Annotated in this window: 18 protein-coding genes; 13 read left to right on the top strand and 5 right to left on the bottom strand. The window is 68.0% G+C overall.

Annotation, left to right across the window (positions count from 1 at the left end; all coding sequences use genetic code 11):
• Positions 1-17: 17 nt before the first annotated feature.
• Positions 18-602, bottom strand: coding sequence for a GDP-mannose pyrophosphatase (locus J2W23_RS16765; protein ID WP_307649528.1), 585 nt, complete (start codon positions 600-602; stop codon positions 18-20).
• An 85-nt stretch (positions 603-687) separates the two neighbouring features.
• Here J2W23_RS16765 and J2W23_RS16760 point away from each other — a divergent pair, with 85 nt between their 5' ends.
• Genes J2W23_RS16760 through pyrF form a run of 5 tightly spaced genes read left to right on the top strand, consistent with a single transcriptional unit; the run spans position 688 to position 4,435 of the window.
• The gene (locus J2W23_RS16760) at positions 688-1,461 is read left to right on the top strand and encodes a DeoR/GlpR family DNA-binding transcription regulator (protein ID WP_307649527.1); all 774 of its coding nucleotides are present in this window, start codon (positions 688-690) and stop codon (positions 1,459-1,461) included.
• Between the two features lie 48 nt (positions 1,462-1,509).
• Complete coding sequence (gene tsaB / locus J2W23_RS16755) at positions 1,510-2,232, top strand: tRNA (adenosine(37)-N6)-threonylcarbamoyltransferase complex dimerization subunit type 1 TsaB (protein ID WP_307649526.1); 723 nt, start codon at positions 1,510-1,512, stop codon at positions 2,230-2,232.
• The gene (gene rimI / locus J2W23_RS16750; RefSeq protein ID WP_176661324.1) at positions 2,229-2,771 is read left to right on the top strand and encodes a ribosomal protein S18-alanine N-acetyltransferase; all 543 of its coding nucleotides are present in this window, start codon (positions 2,229-2,231) and stop codon (positions 2,769-2,771) included. Before tsaB ends, rimI begins: the two co-directional genes overlap by 4 nt.
• Positions 2,771-3,577: a uracil-DNA glycosylase family protein gene (locus J2W23_RS16745; RefSeq protein ID WP_307649525.1), complete on the top strand. Its 807-nt coding sequence runs from the start codon at positions 2,771-2,773 to the stop codon at positions 3,575-3,577. Before rimI ends, J2W23_RS16745 begins: the two co-directional genes overlap by 1 nt.
• Before the next feature lie 33 nt (positions 3,578-3,610).
• Positions 3,611-4,435 (top strand): orotidine-5'-phosphate decarboxylase, encoded by an 825-nt coding sequence (gene pyrF / locus J2W23_RS16740; RefSeq protein ID WP_176661326.1) that lies wholly within the window; start codon positions 3,611-3,613, stop codon positions 4,433-4,435.
• A 3-nt stretch (positions 4,436-4,438) separates the two neighbouring features.
• On the opposite strand, the gene J2W23_RS16735 is transcribed toward pyrF, so the two are convergent.
• A complete protein-coding gene (locus J2W23_RS16735) occupies positions 4,439-5,173 on the bottom strand; it encodes a helix-turn-helix domain-containing protein (protein WP_176661327.1) in 735 nt (244 codons plus the stop codon).
• 138 nt (positions 5,174-5,311) lie between these two features.
• Here J2W23_RS16735 and J2W23_RS16730 point away from each other — a divergent pair, with 138 nt between their 5' ends.
• The 7 genes from J2W23_RS16730 (at position 5,312) to J2W23_RS16700 (ending at position 11,697) form a co-directional block, all read left to right on the top strand.
• Positions 5,312-6,169: a hypothetical protein gene (locus tag J2W23_RS16730; RefSeq protein ID WP_307649524.1), complete on the top strand. Its 858-nt coding sequence runs from the start codon at positions 5,312-5,314 to the stop codon at positions 6,167-6,169.
• A 14-nt stretch (positions 6,170-6,183) separates the two neighbouring features.
• Positions 6,184-8,139 (top strand): MFS transporter, encoded by a 1,956-nt coding sequence (locus J2W23_RS16725; RefSeq protein ID WP_307649523.1) that lies wholly within the window; start codon positions 6,184-6,186, stop codon positions 8,137-8,139.
• A 117-nt stretch (positions 8,140-8,256) separates the two neighbouring features.
• The gene (locus J2W23_RS16720) at positions 8,257-8,754 is read left to right on the top strand and encodes a YiaA/YiaB family inner membrane protein (RefSeq protein ID WP_307649522.1); all 498 of its coding nucleotides are present in this window, start codon (positions 8,257-8,259) and stop codon (positions 8,752-8,754) included.
• Between the two features lie 41 nt (positions 8,755-8,795).
• Positions 8,796-9,254, top strand: a complete 459-nt coding sequence (locus tag J2W23_RS16715) for a hypothetical protein (protein ID WP_307649521.1) — start codon at positions 8,796-8,798, stop codon at positions 9,252-9,254.
• Positions 9,251-10,036 carry a DUF2145 domain-containing protein gene (locus tag J2W23_RS16710; protein ID WP_307649520.1) on the top strand — a complete coding sequence of 262 codons (786 nt, stop codon included), beginning with the start codon at positions 9,251-9,253 and terminating at the stop codon, positions 10,034-10,036. The genes J2W23_RS16715 and J2W23_RS16710 overlap by 4 nt, the downstream gene beginning before the upstream one ends.
• A 33-nt stretch (positions 10,037-10,069) precedes the next feature.
• Positions 10,070-11,134, top strand: coding sequence for a zinc ribbon domain-containing protein (locus J2W23_RS16705; protein WP_307649519.1), 1,065 nt, complete (start codon positions 10,070-10,072; stop codon positions 11,132-11,134).
• A gap of 185 nt (positions 11,135-11,319) precedes the next feature.
• Entirely contained in the window at positions 11,320-11,697 is a 378-nt protein-coding gene (locus J2W23_RS16700) for a DUF3597 domain-containing protein (protein ID WP_307649518.1), read from the top strand.
• 111 nt (positions 11,698-11,808) lie between these two features.
• Here the strand turns inward: J2W23_RS16700 and J2W23_RS16695 are convergent, their stop codons facing one another.
• Positions 11,809-12,591, bottom strand: a complete 783-nt coding sequence (locus tag J2W23_RS16695) for an SDR family NAD(P)-dependent oxidoreductase (RefSeq protein WP_307649517.1) — start codon at positions 12,589-12,591, stop codon at positions 11,809-11,811.
• 143 nt (positions 12,592-12,734) lie between these two features.
• Between J2W23_RS16695 and J2W23_RS16690 the strand changes: the two genes are divergently transcribed.
• Positions 12,735-13,106 (top strand): hypothetical protein, encoded by a 372-nt coding sequence (locus J2W23_RS16690; RefSeq protein ID WP_307649516.1) that lies wholly within the window; start codon positions 12,735-12,737, stop codon positions 13,104-13,106.
• Between the two features lie 11 nt (positions 13,107-13,117).
• On the opposite strand, the gene tgt is transcribed toward J2W23_RS16690, so the two are convergent.
• Both tgt and queA read right to left on the bottom strand, forming a co-directional pair.
• Positions 13,118-14,290 (bottom strand): tRNA guanosine(34) transglycosylase Tgt, encoded by a 1,173-nt coding sequence (gene tgt / locus J2W23_RS16685; RefSeq protein ID WP_307649515.1) that lies wholly within the window; start codon positions 14,288-14,290, stop codon positions 13,118-13,120.
• A gap of 11 nt (positions 14,291-14,301) precedes the next feature.
• Entirely contained in the window at positions 14,302-15,345 is a 1,044-nt protein-coding gene (gene queA / locus J2W23_RS16680) for a tRNA preQ1(34) S-adenosylmethionine ribosyltransferase-isomerase QueA (RefSeq protein WP_307649514.1), read from the bottom strand.
• Positions 15,346-15,350 lie beyond the last annotated feature (5 nt).

Genomic DNA, 15,350 nt, shown 5'->3' with positions numbered 1-15,350 from the left:
TGCCGCTCATCTGCCGTTCAGGTGGCAAAGACGTGCAGCTTCGCGTGATACAGCAGCATCACCGTCTTGGCGTCGGCGATGCGGCCGTCCGCCACCATCGCGAGCGCTTCGTCGATGCCCAGTTCGAGCACCTCGATGTCCTCGCCCTCCTCGGCCAGTCCGCCGCCGTCGCCGATGCGCATCGCGGGCTCGTAGGGCGCAATGAAGAAGTGCAGCTTCTCGGTCACCGAGCCCGGGCTCATGAAGCTCTCGAAAATCTTCTGCACGGTGCCGAGCCGGTAGCCCAACTCCTCTTCCACTTCGGCGCGGATGCGCTCCTCCGGCGCCGCGTTGTCCAGCAGGCCCGCGGCGGCTTCGATCAGCAGGTCGTCGTGGCCGTTGACGAAGGCTGGGTAGCGGAACTGCCGCGTCAGCAGCACCGTGCGCTGCGCGAGGTTGTAGGGCAGCAGCGTCGCACCGTTGCCGCGGTCATAGGTCTCGCGGTCCATGCGTTGCCACTGGCCGTCGTTGCGCCGCCACTCGAAACGCGTGGTCTTGAGCGTGTACCAGTTGTCGGAAAGGAGGGTGACTTCGTGCACCCGGACGCGGTCTTGGAGGGTCATGGCGGTGAGCATAGGTGCGAATGCAGATTCGTGCAATAACAAGAAAATTCGTGCAGAAAGCGTGCAAGCCAGCTACCATCGGCCGATGCTCACCCGCCAGCGCAAGCAACACATCCTCTCGGTCCTGCAGCGTGACGGCAATGTCGTCGCCAAGTCGCTCAGCGAAGAACTCGCGCTTTCCGAAGACACCATCCGCCGCGACCTGCGCGAACTGGCGGCCGAAGGGCTTTTGCAGCGCGTGCACGGCGGCGCGCTGCCCATTGCGCCGGCCGACACCGATTTCGCGAGCCGTCAGCAGCTCGCGCCCGACGAGAAAGTGGCCATCGGCCGCGCCGCCGCGCGCCTCGTCAAGCCCGGGCAGGTGGTCTTCATCGACGGCGGCACCACGGCCGTGCAGCTCGCGCGCCACTTGCCCAGGAACCTGCAGGCGACGGTGGTGACGCACAGCCCCTCGGTGGCGATCGAGCTGGTTTCGCACACGCAGCTGGAGGTGGTGCTGATCGGCGGTCGCCTCTTCAAGCATTCGCTGGTGGCGGTGGGCGCCGCGGCCATGGGCGCCATCGCGCGCGTGCACGCCGACACGTACTTCATGGGTGTCGCGGGCGTGCATGCCGAGGCGGGGCTGACCACCGGCGACATCGAGGAGGCCGAGATCAAGCGCGCGCTGATGGCCGCGTCGGCCGAGACCGTGGTGCTGGCCTCGTCCGAAAAGCTCGGCGCGGCGTCGGCCTGGGTGATCAACCCCGTCACCGCGGCGACCAGCCTGCTGGTATCGCCGGACGCGCCCGCGAAGGCGCTGGCGCCGTTGCGCAACGCGGGGCTCGCGATTCTGCGGAGCGACGATCCGGGGGCCGGCTGATACATCCCCGCGCGGACATCGCCTCGGGGCGCCCTCGATAATCGGGGGATGCCCATCGCGTCCCGCCTCCTCGCCTTCGACACCAGCACCGAGCACCTGTCGGTGGCCGTGCAGAACGGCGAGCAGCTGCTCGCACACAACGGCGTCGGCGGCGCACAGGCCTCGACCACGCTGCTGCCGCTGATCCAGCAATTGCTGGCCGATGCCGGGCTGGCGCTGGGCGATCTCGATGCCATCGTCTTCGGCCGCGGACCCGGGTCGTTCACGGGGCTGCGCACGGCCTGCTCGGTGGCGCAGGGCCTGGCCTTCGGCGCCAACGTGCCGCTGCTGCCGGTCGATACGCTGCTGGCCGTGGCCGAGGAGGCGCGCCACGCCTTCGGCGCCCGGCAGGTCGTCGCCGTGCTCGATGCGCGCATGGACCAGCTCTACGCCGCGCGCTACGACTTCGACGCGGCCGGCCCGCTCGGCGGCGACGACGAGCCGCTGCTGCTGTCTCCCGAGGCGCTCGAAGTGCCCGCCGGCTGGTCGCTCGCCGGCAACGCCTTTGCCGCCTACGGTCCGCGCCTTGCGACGGCCGCCGCCCGTCGCGAAGCGCTGCCCACCGCCACCGCGATGCTGCGGCTGGCGCCCGCGCTGCTTGCCGCCGGGCGGACCGTGCCAGCCGCACAGGCCTGGCCGCTCTATGTTCGCGATAAAGTGGCGCAAACCACCGAGGAGCGCGCCGCCATCAAGGCGGCTGCTGCCACCGTTACGCCACCCACCACCGCATGAGCGCTGTCCTCCAGCCCGTCGAAGCCCGCCTCGAGCCGTTCACCATCGAGCGGATCGACGCCGTCTGCGCAGTCGAGCAGACGGCCTACACGCACCCCTGGACGCGCGCGAACTTCACCGATTCGATGGCCGTCGGCTACCACTGCCAATGCCTGCTGGCGCCTGGCCTCGCGGAGGGCGTGACCTCGCCGGTCACCAGCCTGGGCGAAACGCTCATTGGCTATTTCGTCGCCATGAAGGGCGTGGACGAGGTGCATCTGCTCAACATCACCGTGGCGCCGGCCTTCCAGCGCCAGGGCTGGGCGCCGCTGATGCTGGAGGCGCTCACCGGCTGGTCGCGCGCCGAGGGCGCGCAGTGGCTCTGGCTGGAGGTGCGCGAGAGCAACCGGCGCGCGCTGGAGATCTATGCGCGCCAGGGCTTTCGCAGCGTCGGCGTGCGCAAGGGCTACTACCCGGCGTTCGAAGGCAAGCGCGAAGACGCGGTCGTGATGAGTTTGCGTTTGAACGAAACAGGCTCCGCCTGGGGAGCCCTGAAGTAATGACCGCCGTGCAGACATTGAAGCTCGATGCGCGCCAGCGCGCGATGCTCGACGAGATGGGGGTGAAGGTCTGGTGGCCGATGCCTGAAGTGGCCGAGGTGGCCGAGGCTGCGCCGGTGGTCGAAGAAGCGGTCGCAGCAGCGCCGGAACCGGTCGCCGAGCGGTACGTGGCAGAAGCGCCGGTCGCCGCGCCAACGCCCGCGCCCGTTGTCCGACCGGTGGCTCCCGCCCCGGTTGCCCGGCCTGCCACGACGCCCGCCACGCAAGGCGCCGCCGTGCTGGTTGAAGCGCCCTGCCGCCTCTATGCCGACGCGGCCGAAACCCCGGCCTCCCCGCAAGGCGGCTGGCTCGTCGTGGCCGACATGCCCCCCGAGGCCGACGGCCGCCACGGCGAGCCGTTCTCGGGTGATGCCGGCCGGCTGCTCGACAACATGCTGCGCGCCCTGAAGCTGCACGACGGCAAGACGCCGGTGCACCTGATGCGCACGCACCGCGGCGTAGCCGCCGGCCAGCCCGGCAGTCCGCGCGCGATGGCGGAATCCTTCGCAGAACACGCCGCCGCGCTCGCGCCGAGCGTCGTGCTGGCGATGGGCCCGCTGGCCGCGCAAAGCCTGATGCAGAGCGGCGATCCGCTCGGCAAGCTGCGCGGCCGCGCGGTCCCGCTGGCGTCGGTACCTGGTGTGGTTGGCGGCGTGCCGGTGGTGGCGACTTACCACCCGGCGTATCTGCTGCGAAACCCAGCCGACAAGGCGCGTGCCTGGGCCGATCTGTGCCTCGCCGCCGACCAGCAGGCATCGTCGAAGTAAGGCTGCCAAATGGGGTCCTTAAAATCGGGCCCCATGACTTTTCTCGACAAGCTGGCCGCCGCACAGCAAAAAAACGGTTCGATGCTCTGCGTGGGGCTCGATCCCGAGCCGGCCAGGTTCCCCGGGGGATACAAGGGCGACGCCGCCAGCATCTATGACTTCTGCGCGCGCATCGTCGACGCGACGGCCGACCTGGTCATCGCCTTCAAGCCGCAGATCGCCTATTTCGCCGCGCACCGTGCCGAAGCCCAGCTCGAAAAACTCATGGAGCACATGCGTCGCAACGCGCCTCACGTGCCCGTGATCCTGGACGCCAAGCGCGGCGACATCGGCTCGACCGCCGAGCAATACGCCATCGAAGCCTTCGAGCGCTATGGCGCCGACGCGGTGACGCTCTCGCCCTTCATGGGCTTCGATTCGGTGGCGCCGTACCTCAAGCACGAAGGCAAGGGCGCCTTCCTGCTGTGCCGCACCAGCAACCCGGGCGGCGCCGACCTGCAGGGCCAGCGGCTGGCGGACATCGAGGGCCAGCCCTTCCTCTACGAACACGTCGCCAAGCTGGCGCAAGGGCCGTGGAACCTCAACGGCCAGCTCGGCCTCGTGGTGGGCGCGACCTATCCGGCGGAAATCGAGCGGGTGCGCGAGCTTGCACCGACGGTGCCGCTGCTGATCCCGGGCGTCGGCGCCCAGGGCGGCGATGCGGTCGCCACGGTGCGCGCCGGCTGGAAGGCCGATGCGCCGATCATCGTGAACTCGTCGCGGGCGATCATCTACGCCTCGTCGGGCGAAGACTTCGCGGATGCGGCCAAGAACGCCGCGCGCGCCACCCGCGACGCGCTCGAAGCCGCCAAGCCCTGAGCTTCAGGCTCGGCGAAGCCGGGTGAAGAGCTCGAACTCCCAGTTCCGCATCCCCAGCAGCAGCGTGTAGCCCTCGCGGTCCTTGGCCGACAGCTTCTGGTCGGTTTGGTGCTGCTGCGCGAAGTCTTGCGCCACGCGCTGCAGGCGCTCCAGGAAGGCCGGCGCCAGCGAGCGGCTGATCGAGCCGTGCACCAGCAGCAGGCCCTCGGCCGGGCCGTCGAAGCCGCCGCGGTAGTAGTCGAGCACCACGTTCTCGCGGAAAAACTCCATCACCGGGCCGTGCGGCCGCCAGCGGAAGGTCTTGGCGAGCTTCAGGCGATACCGGTTGAGCGGGCGCAGCTCGATGATCCCGATGCGGTCCAGCTGCGCGAGGCAGCCGATGCACTCGGCCTCGCTGATGCGGTAGGCGGCCACGATCTGTTCCAGCGTCCACTGGCTCAGCACGCTGATGGCCACCAGCAACAGCTTCTTGTCCTTGACCACCGCCTTTTCCTGCTCGTGCGTGAGTTCCTTCAGGAGCGGCTGGGCGTCGGCCACGCGGCGGGCCAGTTCGGCGAAATCGATCTTCAGAGCCCGGCAGATGGCATCGACGCGCGACAGCGGCATGTCGCTCTTGGCCAGCATCCGCTTGACGCTGGATTCGGCCATGTCGAGCGACCGGGCCAGGTCGGCGTAGGTCATGCGGGCGTTCTTGAGTTCGTTCTTGAGGGCGAGTACGAGGTCGACGGTGGTGCTCATGAGGGGTGCGGGGCGCAGGGTGGGTATTAAAAAAGGATACCGTTGGGTGTGAAATAGTGCCTCGTATCGATTCTCGATGCCTCCAGAGAGGCTGGCAACTAAATTCCGCGGCTCGTTACCCATCCACCGAGGACCGCCATGCTCTTGCCCGCCTTCAGCCGCCGCGAACGCGCCCTGCTCTTCACCTTTGCGCTGCTCACGCTGCTCGCCTTCTTCGGCCCCGTGCTGCCGGCTGCCGACGTGGCGTTCGCCTCGGTCTTCGCAGACAACCGGGCCTGGCACGGGCTGCCCAATGCGATGGATGTGCTGAGCAACCTGCCGTTCGTGGTCATCGGCCTCCTCGGGCTGTATCGCCTCAACCGGATCGACCGTTCGCACCAGGAGGCGCTGGCCGAATTCCCGCTCGCGCCGCCGGCCAGCGATCCGCCTGACAACACCCTGGACTGCGCTTGGCTCTTCTTCGCCGGCCTCATCGCCACGGCCGCCGGCTCGGCCTTCTATCACCTCATGCCCGACGCCCCCCGGCTCGCGGCGGACCGCGCCGGCATGGCCGTGGCCTTCGCGGGGCTGATCGGCATCGCGGTATGCGAACGGGTGAGCCAGCGCGCCGGCTGGCCGGCCGCGTGGTTCGTCCTGACGGCGGGCCTGCTGGCGGCCGAGGTGTCGCAGGAAACCGGCAACGTCATGCCCTGGGCGCTGGTGCAGTTCGGCGGCATGACGCTGGTGCTCGTGCTGGCGATGGCCCGGCCGATGCGCGGTGCCCTGGGGCTCAAGCTGGGCTGGGTGATCTTCTTCTACGCACTGGCCAAGGCCTTCGAGATGGGCGACCGGCAGATCTACGAGGCCACGCAGCACCTGGTCTCAGGCCACACGCTCAAGCACCTGACGGCGGCGCTGGCGGGCCTGCCGGTTCTGATGGCGCTCAGGTCGCTCGAGAAGGGCTGGCAAGAGGATCTGCTGCGGCACAATCCCGACGCAGCCGCCTTGACGGCCTGAGGAGAATTCTTCGAATGACAACCCCCGCCGCTGCCGCCACCCCCGTGGCGCCTCACGAAGCGAACGCCCACGCCAACCAGTTCGCCTTGCTCAAGCAGCGGCGCTTCGCGCCTTTCTTCTGGACGCAGTTTGCGGGCGCGGCGAACGACAACCTCTTCAAGTTCGCCTTCACCGTCATGGTGACCTACCAGCTGCAGCTGAGCTGGATGCCGCCGGCCATGGCGGGCCTGGCGATCGGGGCGCTGTTCATCCTGCCCTTCTTGCTGTTCTCGGCCACGGCCGGCCAGCTCACCGACAAGTTCGACAAGACGAAGATGATCCGCTTCGTCAAGAACCTGGAGATCGCGATCATGCTGATCGCGGCCTGGGGCTTCGTCACCGCCAACGCGGTGGTGCTGCTGGGCTGCGTGTTCCTCATGGGGCTGCACTCCACGCTGTTCGGGCCGGTCAAGTTCGCCTACCTGCCGCAGGTGCTCGATTCGCGCGAGCTCACCGGCGGCAACGGCATGGTCGAGATGGGCACCTTCGTCGCCATCCTGCTGGGCCAGGTGGCGGGCGGCCTGCTGGTGGCGGTGCCGCAGATCGGCCACACGAGCGTGGCCGTGGCCTGCGTGCTGCTCGCGCTGGTCGGCCGGGGCGTGGCGCAGGCCATTCCGCAGGCGCCGGCCACCGACCCGGGGCTGGTCATCAACTGGAACCCCTTCAGCGAAACCTGGCGCAACCTGAAGCTCGCGCACGGCAACGTGGTGGTGTTCCGCTCGCTGCTGGGTATTTCGTGGATGTGGTTCTTCGGCGCGGTGTTCCTGAGCCAGTTCCCGAGCTTTGCCAAGGAAGTGCTGCACGGCGACGAGCAGGTGGCCTCGCTGCTCCTGGTGGTGTTTTCGGTGGGCATCGGCGTCGGCTCGCTTTTGTGCGAAACGCTGAGCCGCCGGCAGGTGGAAATCGGCCTCGTGCCGCTGGGCGCCATCGGCATGAGCGTGTTCGCGATCGATCTGTACTTCGCCTCGCGCGCGCTGCCGAAGGTGGCCGAGATGGGCCTGGGCGCCTTCGTGCACCAGGCGGCGCACTGGCGCGTGATGGCCGACCTGGCGCTGCTCTCGCTCTTCGCGGGGCTCTACAGCGTGCCGATGTATGCGCTCATCCAGCTGCGCAGCCAGCCCACGCACCGGGCGCGGATCATCGCGGCGAACAACATCCTCAACGCGCTCTTCATGATCGGCAGCTCGGTCATCGCGGGCGCGCTGCTGGGCGCGGGCTTCACGATTCCGCAGATCTTCCTGTTCACCGGCATCGCCAACGCGGTGGTGGCGTTCTACATCTTCATGCTGGTGCCCGAGTACCTGCTGCGCTTCGTGGCCTGGGTGCTGTCGCGCTTTGTCTACCGCTTCGACATCAAGGGCGACGAGCACATCCCCACCGAGGGCGCGGCCGTGCTGGTGTGCAACCACGTGAGCTTCATCGACGCGGTGCTGCTGATGGCGGCGAGCCCGCGGCCGATCCGCTTCATCATGGACCACCGCATCTTCAAGGTGCCGGTGCTGGGCTGGCTCTTCAAGCTGGCCAAGGCGATCCCGATCGCGCCGCAGAAGGAAGATCCGGCGGCCTACGAAGCGGCCTTCGCCAAGGCGCTGGCCGTGCTGCGCGAGGGCGACCTGCTCGCGATCTTCCCCGAGGGCGCGATCACGCGCGACGGCAACCTGCAGCCCTTCAAGGGCGGGGTGATGAAGATCGTCGAGAGTGCGCGCGCCGAGGGCATCGAACCGCCGGTGATCCCGATGGCGCTGACCAATCTCTGGGGCTCGTACTTCAGCCGCATCGAGCTGCGCGGCGGCGAGCAGGTGGCCATGGCCAAGCCCTTCCGCCGCGGTTTCTACAGCCGCGTGGGCCTCAACGTCGGCCTGCCGGTGCCGCCGGTCGAGGTGCAGCCCGAGGCGCTGCAGAAGCGCGTGAGCGGATTGCTCACGGCCTGAAAAGTATCCTGACGAGATACCAGTAGCGGCGAAAACCGCAACTGGTCGAAGCATTCGAGTCCCGCGGTGCGGTGGCGAACCATCATTCGCCCACCTTCACAACGCCGCGAGGCACTCATGCAACCCTTCTCATCCACCACCGTTTCGATCCAGCGCGACACGCGGGCCTGGCAGTTCCAGGTCTGGGCGTCGTTCGCAGTCGCCGTCTTCCTCTGCGCCACCGGCTTGAGCTGGCTGCCGGGCGAGGCGCTGGACCGGGCGTTCATGGTGATGGGCTACGTGTTCTGCCTGAGCACCGCCTTCATGCTGGCGAAGTTCATCCGCGACAGCCAGCAGGCCGAAGGCGCCGCCAGCCGCGACGTGCCGATGTGGCGCCTCGTGGTCTGGGGCAGCTTCTTCACCGCGATGGGCCTGACCGGCTGGGGCCTCGTCCGCATGGAGATCAACGATGCCTACAAGGCCTTCCTGGGTGTGAGCTGGCTGTTTCTCATCAGCTCGGCCTTCACGCTGGCCAAGACGCTGCGCGACCGCCATGAAGCCGACCTGATCGACGCCCGCCTGCAAGGCCGCCGCGCCGCCCGCCAGGAAGCCGCCGCTTCCGCCTCGGCCGAATGAGTGCCGATTCTTCAGCCACCGTCAACCAACGAAAGAACGTCATGAAAAAGTCGATTGCCACGCTTGCTCTCGCCGTCTGCACCGCGTTCGCGGGTGTCGCGGTTCCTCTCCATGCACAGGCGCAGAGCGATGCTTCGGTCGCGCTCTCGCTGATGCCGGTTGCCTCGGTGATCGGCGCGGCATCTGTCGTCGGTGCTTCCGCCACCGCCGTGGTCGCGGTGCCTGCGGCGCTGTCGGTGGGCGGCTCGACGCTCGCCGTGGTGGCCGTCGAGGCATCGGCTGACGGCACCGTCTATGTGCTGGAACGCGCGTCCGACGGCGCACGCGCCAGCGTCAAGGTGATGGGGCGCGCGGCCAACGGTGCGGCCGCGTCGGTCGGCACGGCCGTGGTGGTCAGCGTGATCGGCAGCGGCATCGTGCTCTCGGCTGCCGGCGAGGTGCTGGCCTTCGTGCCGAACGCCATCGGCCGCGCGCTGTTGCACAACGAGAGGCTGTCATGAAGCGCGCGCTTGCGGTGTGCCTGCTCGCGTTCGCGGCGCTGCAGGCGCAGGCCGGCCGCTCCTGCGAGCAGGCCAGGCCGAGCCCGGAACTCATCGTCAAAGGCATGCAGCTGGCCGAGCGCACGTCGCAGCAACTCGATGCGAGCGGCGCCCGTGTCGTGCTGCTGGCGCGTGCGGGGCAGGACCTGGGCAAATACGGCTTGCGCTACTCGCACCTGGGCATCGCCTACAAGACCGACGAAGGCCCATGGCGCGTGGTGCACAAGCTCAACCAATGCGGCACCGCCGTGGCCGCGGTCTACCGCCAGGGGCTCGGCGAGTTCTTCCTCGATGACCTCTGGCGCTACGAGGCGGCCTGGGTCATTCCCACGCCGCAGGTGCAGGCGCAGTTGCTGGCGGCGCTCAACGAGTCGCCCTCGCGCATCGTGCGGCTGAACGTGGCGCCCTACAGCATCGTGAGCTACGCCTGGGGACAGAAGTACCAGCAGTCGAACCAGTGGGCCATCGAGACGCTGGCCGCGGCCATGGAGCCCGCCACCATCAACACCCGCGCGCACGCGCAGGCGTGGATGCAGTTCAAGGGCTACGAGCCGACCACGCTCAAGCTCGGCCCGCTCACCCGCCTGGGCGGCCGTGTCGGCTCGGCCAACATCGCCTTCGACGATCACCCGAACGAGAAACGGTTTTCGGACCGCATCGAGACGGTGACGGTCGACTCGGTCTTCACCTGGATGCCGCGCGCGGGGCTGGGTGGGGCGCCGGTGGCGTTCAAGCTGCAGTAAGAAGAAAAGAAAACTCCTGGAAGAGGAAACGAAATGAGCAAGTCATTGCGCCTGTCCGAAAAATGGTTCCGCCGCGGCCTCTGGCTCGTGGCACTGGTGTTCGCGAGCTTCCTGATCGGCCTGGGCAGCACGGTTGTCGGCGACCTGCCGCAGGTCGAGCGCGTGCGCGGCATCGACGACTTCATCGACCTGCGCGCGGCCGAGCCGCTGCGCGAAACCATCAAGGCCTCGGAGGCCATCGAGCTGCAGGCGGCGCGCGACCTCGACCAGATCCGCCTGCAGCTCAACGCCGCACAGCAGGCCAGCGCCAATGCGCGCGAGACCTTCGGCAACTGGATCGCCACCCGCCGCGCCACCGCGCAGCCCGACCAGGACACCGAACTCATCGCGCGCACCAAGGCGCTGGATGCGTTCAAACAGAAGGAAGACGTCGTCCAGCGCCAGGTCAACGCGCAGCAAAAAATCATGCTCGACGCGCGCCAGACCGAGCAGCGCGCCCGCACGACGCTCGCGGAACTGGAGCGCGATGCGCAGGTGAAGCTCGATGCCGAGTACCGTCGCATCGAGCTGCGCGTGTTCGCCTATCGCCTGGCGCTCACGCTGCCGCTGCTGGTCGTGGCGGGCTGGCTGTTCGCGAAGAAGCGCAAGAGCACCTACTGGCCCTTCGTCTGGGGCTTCATCTTCTTCGCGCTGTTCGCGTTCTTCGTGGAGTTGGTGCCCTATCTGCCGAGCTACGGCGGCTATGTGCGCTACGTGGTGGGCATCGTGCTCACCGTGCTCGTGGGGCGCTACGCCATCGTTGCGCTCAACGCCTACCTTGCGCGCCAGAAGCTCGCGGAGCAGCAGCCCGACCAGGTGCGCCGCGAGGAGCTGAGCTACGACGTCGCCCTCGCGCGGCTCGGCAAGGGTGTGTGCCCCGGCTGCGAGCGGCCAGTGGACCTGAAGAACGGCGAGATCGACTTCTGCCCGCACTGCGGCATCGGCCTCTTCGATCACTGCGGCGTGTGCGAGGCGCGCAAGAGCGCGTTTTCGAAGTTCTGCCACGCCTGCGGGACCTCTGCGCATGCGGGGGCCGGTGGCGCCACCGCGCCGGCCTGAGGGCGCGCGGAGGCGCTGCATCTTTCTCTACCGCAAGCGTGTATTCCGCACGCTGCGTGACCATCTTTGGCGAAGCTGTCGCCGCAAAGTGTTAGAACCTTGGCCTGCGCTGCATTTCGCACGCAGCCGGCGTTCACTTTCATGCGTCGCCCGGCCTCCACCACACACGACGAGGACCTCCTTCCATGAGCTTTTTCGGCAAGATTTTTTCCAAGATTTTTCCGTCGGCCAACGCCGCTGAAGTCGTCGCCGCACCGCCGGCGGCTGCACCGGGCGCACCGGCCGTTGCGGCACCGCCGCCCTCGATCCCGCTGGGCGATGTGCCAGCCATCCTGGACGCGATGCCAGGTGCCGCCGGCCTGAACTGGCGCACCTCGATCGTCGACCTGCTCAAGTTGCTGGGTCTGGACAGCAGCCTCGCCGCGCGCAAGGAACTGGCCAACGAAATTCTCTACAGCAACGGCGAGCCGGGTTCGGCCGAATGGAACATCGGCCTGCACAAGCAGGTGATGACCCGCATCGCAGCCAACGGCGGCACGCTGCCAGCCGAACTGCGCGACTGATCCGGTCCCCGGACCACGCCAACGAAAAAGCCCGGCCATGCCGGGCTTTTTTGCTTCCTGCCTCTTTCTTGTTTCCTGCCTCGAAGAAGAGGAGAAAGGGAGGCGAAGGCTTCAGGTCCAGCCCGCATCCACCACATAGTCCTGCGCGGTGCACATGCGCGAATCGTCGGCCGCCAGGAACAGCGCCATTGCCGCGATGTCCTCCGACATCACGCGCCCCGGCAGGCACTGCGCCGCGTCGATCTCCGCGGCGGATTCGGGCTTCACCCACAGCTTGATCTGCCGCTCGGTCATCACCCAGCCCGGCATGATCGTGTTGACGCGGATGTTCTGCTTGCCGAGGTCTCGCGCCAGCGAGCGCGTGAGGCCGATCACGCCTGCCTTGCAGGCCTGGTAGACCGGGTAGCCGCGGCCCTTCATGAGCCAGCTGATCGAGCCGAAGTTGATGATCGAGCCGCCGCCCAGCGCGCGCATGTCGTCGGCCACGGCCTGTGCGGCAAAGAACTGGTGCTTGATGTTGACGGCCACGAGGCGGTCGAAGTCCTCGCTGGTCACGTCGGCCATCTCGTGGCGCCGGTCGTTGGCCGCGTTGTTCAGCAGCACGCCGATGGGGCCGAAGCGGGCGCGCACGCCGGCGATGGTGGCGGCGAGGGCCGCCGTATCGGTCACGTCGCAGGCGCTGAACAGCGCGGGCGTCTCGCCTTGCAGTTCGGCGGCGAGCGCCGTGCCGGCGGCCGTGTCGAGGTCGCAGAAACCGACCTTCGCGCCCTGTGCGTGGAAGGCTCGCACCAGCGATTCGCCGATGCCGCTGGCGCCGCCCGAGATGAAGACGGTGCGCCCGGCCAGCGACGGATAGCGGGCGGTGTAGGGGGAGGTTGGGGTGGCTGTGGTCATGGGAATGAAGACGACGGCGATGAAGATGGAAACAGGCCACGAGCGTACCGGATGCGGCCGCCATGGGGGAAACGCGGGCTTCCACCCGGCGTATGGCTTCCGGCATGTGGGCAGGCGGGCTCCGGGTGGATAGGCTTGCCGACATGAACTCCTTCCATCGCCGCGCCCTCGTCAGCTTCGCGCTTTTGCCGGCCTTTATCGTGGCGCGGCAGGTGCGCGCCCAGGCGGCGGCGCCGGTGCTGCTGTTCAAGGTGGTCTCGCCGCGCGACGAGGTCGTCGTGGGCATCGAGGCGGCCCAGTTGGGCGCCGGCACGGCACCGCCGGTGCAGCGCCTGGCCGCGATGTTGGCCGACAAGGGCCAGCTCACGCTCTGGCAATACGCCTCGCAGCACGGCGAGGGCGGCGCGCTGGTGCAGGCGCCGCTGCGTCAGATCGTCGTGTTCAGGAACGAGCTGCTGCGCATCGAGCCTTACAGCACGCCCCTTGCGATCAAGCCGCCGGGCGCCGCCAAATAGGCCGGCAGAGCCTAGACGCCGCGCGCGCGCTCCGACTTGAACCGTGCGCGGAATTCCGTGAACGTGCCTGCGTCGAGCGCCGCACGAATCTCGGTCATCAGGTTCAGGTAGTAGTGCAGGTTGTGGATGGTGCACAGCATCGGCCCGAGCATTTCGCCGCAGCGGTCCAGGTGGTGCAGATAGGCGCGGCTGAAGCCTTCGCGTCCACCATCGTTCCACGACACGCCCGACGTACCGGCGCAGGCATGGCAGGTGCAGCTCGGGTCGATCGGCTGCGGGTCGCTCTTGTGGCGGGCGTTGCGCATCTTCAGGTCGCCGAAGCGCGTGAACATCGTGCCGTTGCGCGCATTGCGCGTGGGCATCACGCAGTCGAACATGTCCACGCCGTCGGCCACGCCCTGCACCAGGTCTTCGGGCGTGCCCACGCCCATCAGGTAGCGCGGCTTGTTGGCCGGCAGCCGGTGCGGCGTGTGGCCCATGATGTGCAGCATCTCTTCCTTGGGCTCGCCCACGCTCACGCCGCCGATGGCGTAGCCGGGGAAGTCCATGTCGACCAGCGCCGCGAGCGATTCCTCGCGCAGGTTCTCGAACATGCCGCCCTGCACGATGCCGAAGAGGGCGTTCGGGTTCTCCAGCCGCGCGAATTCGCTCTGGCAGCGCTTGGCCCAGCGCAGGCTCAGCTCCATCGAGATGCGCGCCTCGGCCTCGGTCGTGATGTGGCCCTTGGTGTCGTAGGGCGTGCACTCGTCGAACTGCATCACGATGTCGCTGTTCAGGATGGTCTGGATCTGCATCGAGACCTCGGGTGTGAGGAACAGCTTGTCGCCGTTGACCGGCGAGGCGAACTTCACGCCCTCCTCGCTGATCTTGCGCATCGCGCCCAGCGACCACACCTGGAAGCCGCCCGAGTCGGTGAGGATGGGCTTGTCCCACTTCTCGAACTGGTGCAGCCCGCCGAAGCTCTGCATCACGTCCAGGCCCGGGCGCATCCACAGGTGGAAGGTGTTGCCCAGGATGATCTGCGCGCCCATCTCTTCGAGGCTGCGCGGCATCACGCCCTTGACGGTGCCGTAGGTGCCCACGGGCATGAAGATCGGCGTCTGCACCTTGCCGTGGTTGAGCGTGAGCGTGGCGCGGCGCGCGTGGCTGTCGGGGTCGGTCTTGAGGAGTTCGAAGTTCAGCATGGGGGTCGCCTTCAATCTTGTTGTCGTGCCAGCAGCATGGCGTCGCCATAGCTGAAGAAGCGGTAGCGGTTCGCGATGGCGTGGGCGTACAGCGCCATCACCCGCTCGTAGCCCGCGAAGGCCGAGACCAGCATCATCAGCGTGCTCTTGGGCAAATGGAAGTTGGTGACCAGCACATCGACGTGCGCGAACGCGAAGCCCGGTGTGATGAAGATGCGCGTGTCGCCCGTGGCCTCGCCGCTTTGGGCCCACGATTCGAGCGTGCGCACGGTGGTCGTGCCGACTGCGACGACACGGCCGCCGCGCGCCTTGCATTCGGCGATCGCGCGCTGCGTGGCCTCGGGCACTTCGTAGCGCTCGGCGTGCATCGTGTGCTCGGCGATGTTCTCGGTCTTCACCGGCTGGAAGGTGCCGGCGCCCACGTGCAGCGTGACGTTGGCGCGCTGCACGCCGCGGGCTTCCAGCGCGGCCAGCAGGCCCTCGTCGAAATGCAGCGCGGCCGTGGGTGCGGCCACCGCGCCGGGCACGCGTGCGAACACGGTCTGGTAGCGGCTCTCGTCGTCGGCCGAATCGGCGTGCGTGATGTAGGGCGGCAGCGGCACGTGGCCGCAGCGCTCCATCAGCATGTAGGGGTTCTCGCCCGTGTCGCTCTCGAAGGCGAAGCGGAACAGCGCGCCGTCTTCCTCGGGCCAGCGGCCCAGCAGCGTGGCGCGAAAGCCGCCGACCATCTCGAGCGTGGTGCCCACGGGCGGCTTCTTGCTCACCTTCATGTGCGCGACGATCTCCTGGCCCTGCAGCACCCGCTCGACCAACAGCTCGAGCTTGCCGCCCGTCGGCTTCTCGCCGAAGAGGCGCGCCTTGACCACGCGCGTGTCGTTGAAGACCAGCAGGTCGCCTGCGCGCAGCAGCGAAGGCAGGTCCTTGAAGATGCGGTCGGCTGGTGCATCGCCCGTGCCGTCGAGGAGACGGGAGGATGTGCGTTCGGAGGCCGGGTGTTGCGCCACCAGGTCGGGTGGCAGGTCGAAATCGAAATCGGAAAGCGTGAAGGCGCGCATGGTGC

This window comes from Variovorax boronicumulans, assembly GCF_030812215.1.
GTDB classification, from domain to species: Bacteria; Pseudomonadota; Gammaproteobacteria; order Burkholderiales; family Burkholderiaceae_C; genus Variovorax; species Variovorax boronicumulans_C.
The sequence above is the reverse complement of the archived record's forward strand: the minus strand, read 5'-3'. Positions and strand labels throughout refer to the sequence as shown.

Coding starts and splice junctions, on each gene's coding strand:
- queA (WP_307649514.1), bottom strand. CDS start 15,345: ATGCGCGCCTTCACGCTTTCCGATTTCGATTTCGACCTGCCACCCGAC.
- J2W23_RS16730 (WP_307649524.1), top strand. CDS start 5,312: ATGCTCTTGCCCGCCTTCAGCCGCCGCGAACGCGCCCTGCTCTTCACC.
- J2W23_RS16735 (WP_176661327.1), bottom strand. CDS start 5,173: ATGAGCACCACCGTCGACCTCGTACTCGCCCTCAAGAACGAACTCAAG.
- J2W23_RS16695 (WP_307649517.1), bottom strand. CDS start 12,591: ATGACCACAGCCACCCCAACCTCCCCCTACACCGCCCGCTATCCGTCG.
- J2W23_RS16715 (WP_307649521.1), top strand. CDS start 8,796: ATGAAAAAGTCGATTGCCACGCTTGCTCTCGCCGTCTGCACCGCGTTC.
- J2W23_RS16690 (WP_307649516.1), top strand. CDS start 12,735: ATGAACTCCTTCCATCGCCGCGCCCTCGTCAGCTTCGCGCTTTTGCCG.
- J2W23_RS16720 (WP_307649522.1), top strand. CDS start 8,257: ATGCAACCCTTCTCATCCACCACCGTTTCGATCCAGCGCGACACGCGG.
- J2W23_RS16760 (WP_307649527.1), top strand. CDS start 688: ATGCTCACCCGCCAGCGCAAGCAACACATCCTCTCGGTCCTGCAGCGT.
- J2W23_RS16745 (WP_307649525.1), top strand. CDS start 2,771: ATGACCGCCGTGCAGACATTGAAGCTCGATGCGCGCCAGCGCGCGATG.
- rimI (WP_176661324.1), top strand. CDS start 2,229: ATGAGCGCTGTCCTCCAGCCCGTCGAAGCCCGCCTCGAGCCGTTCACC.
- J2W23_RS16700 (WP_307649518.1), top strand. CDS start 11,320: ATGAGCTTTTTCGGCAAGATTTTTTCCAAGATTTTTCCGTCGGCCAAC.
- tgt (WP_307649515.1), bottom strand. CDS start 14,290: ATGCTGAACTTCGAACTCCTCAAGACCGACCCCGACAGCCACGCGCGC.
- J2W23_RS16725 (WP_307649523.1), top strand. CDS start 6,184: ATGACAACCCCCGCCGCTGCCGCCACCCCCGTGGCGCCTCACGAAGCG.
- J2W23_RS16710 (WP_307649520.1), top strand. CDS start 9,251: ATGAAGCGCGCGCTTGCGGTGTGCCTGCTCGCGTTCGCGGCGCTGCAG.
- J2W23_RS16765 (WP_307649528.1), bottom strand. CDS start 602: ATGACCCTCCAAGACCGCGTCCGGGTGCACGAAGTCACCCTCCTTTCC.
- pyrF (WP_176661326.1), top strand. CDS start 3,611: ATGACTTTTCTCGACAAGCTGGCCGCCGCACAGCAAAAAAACGGTTCG.
- tsaB (WP_307649526.1), top strand. CDS start 1,510: ATGCCCATCGCGTCCCGCCTCCTCGCCTTCGACACCAGCACCGAGCAC.
- J2W23_RS16705 (WP_307649519.1), top strand. CDS start 10,070: ATGAGCAAGTCATTGCGCCTGTCCGAAAAATGGTTCCGCCGCGGCCTC.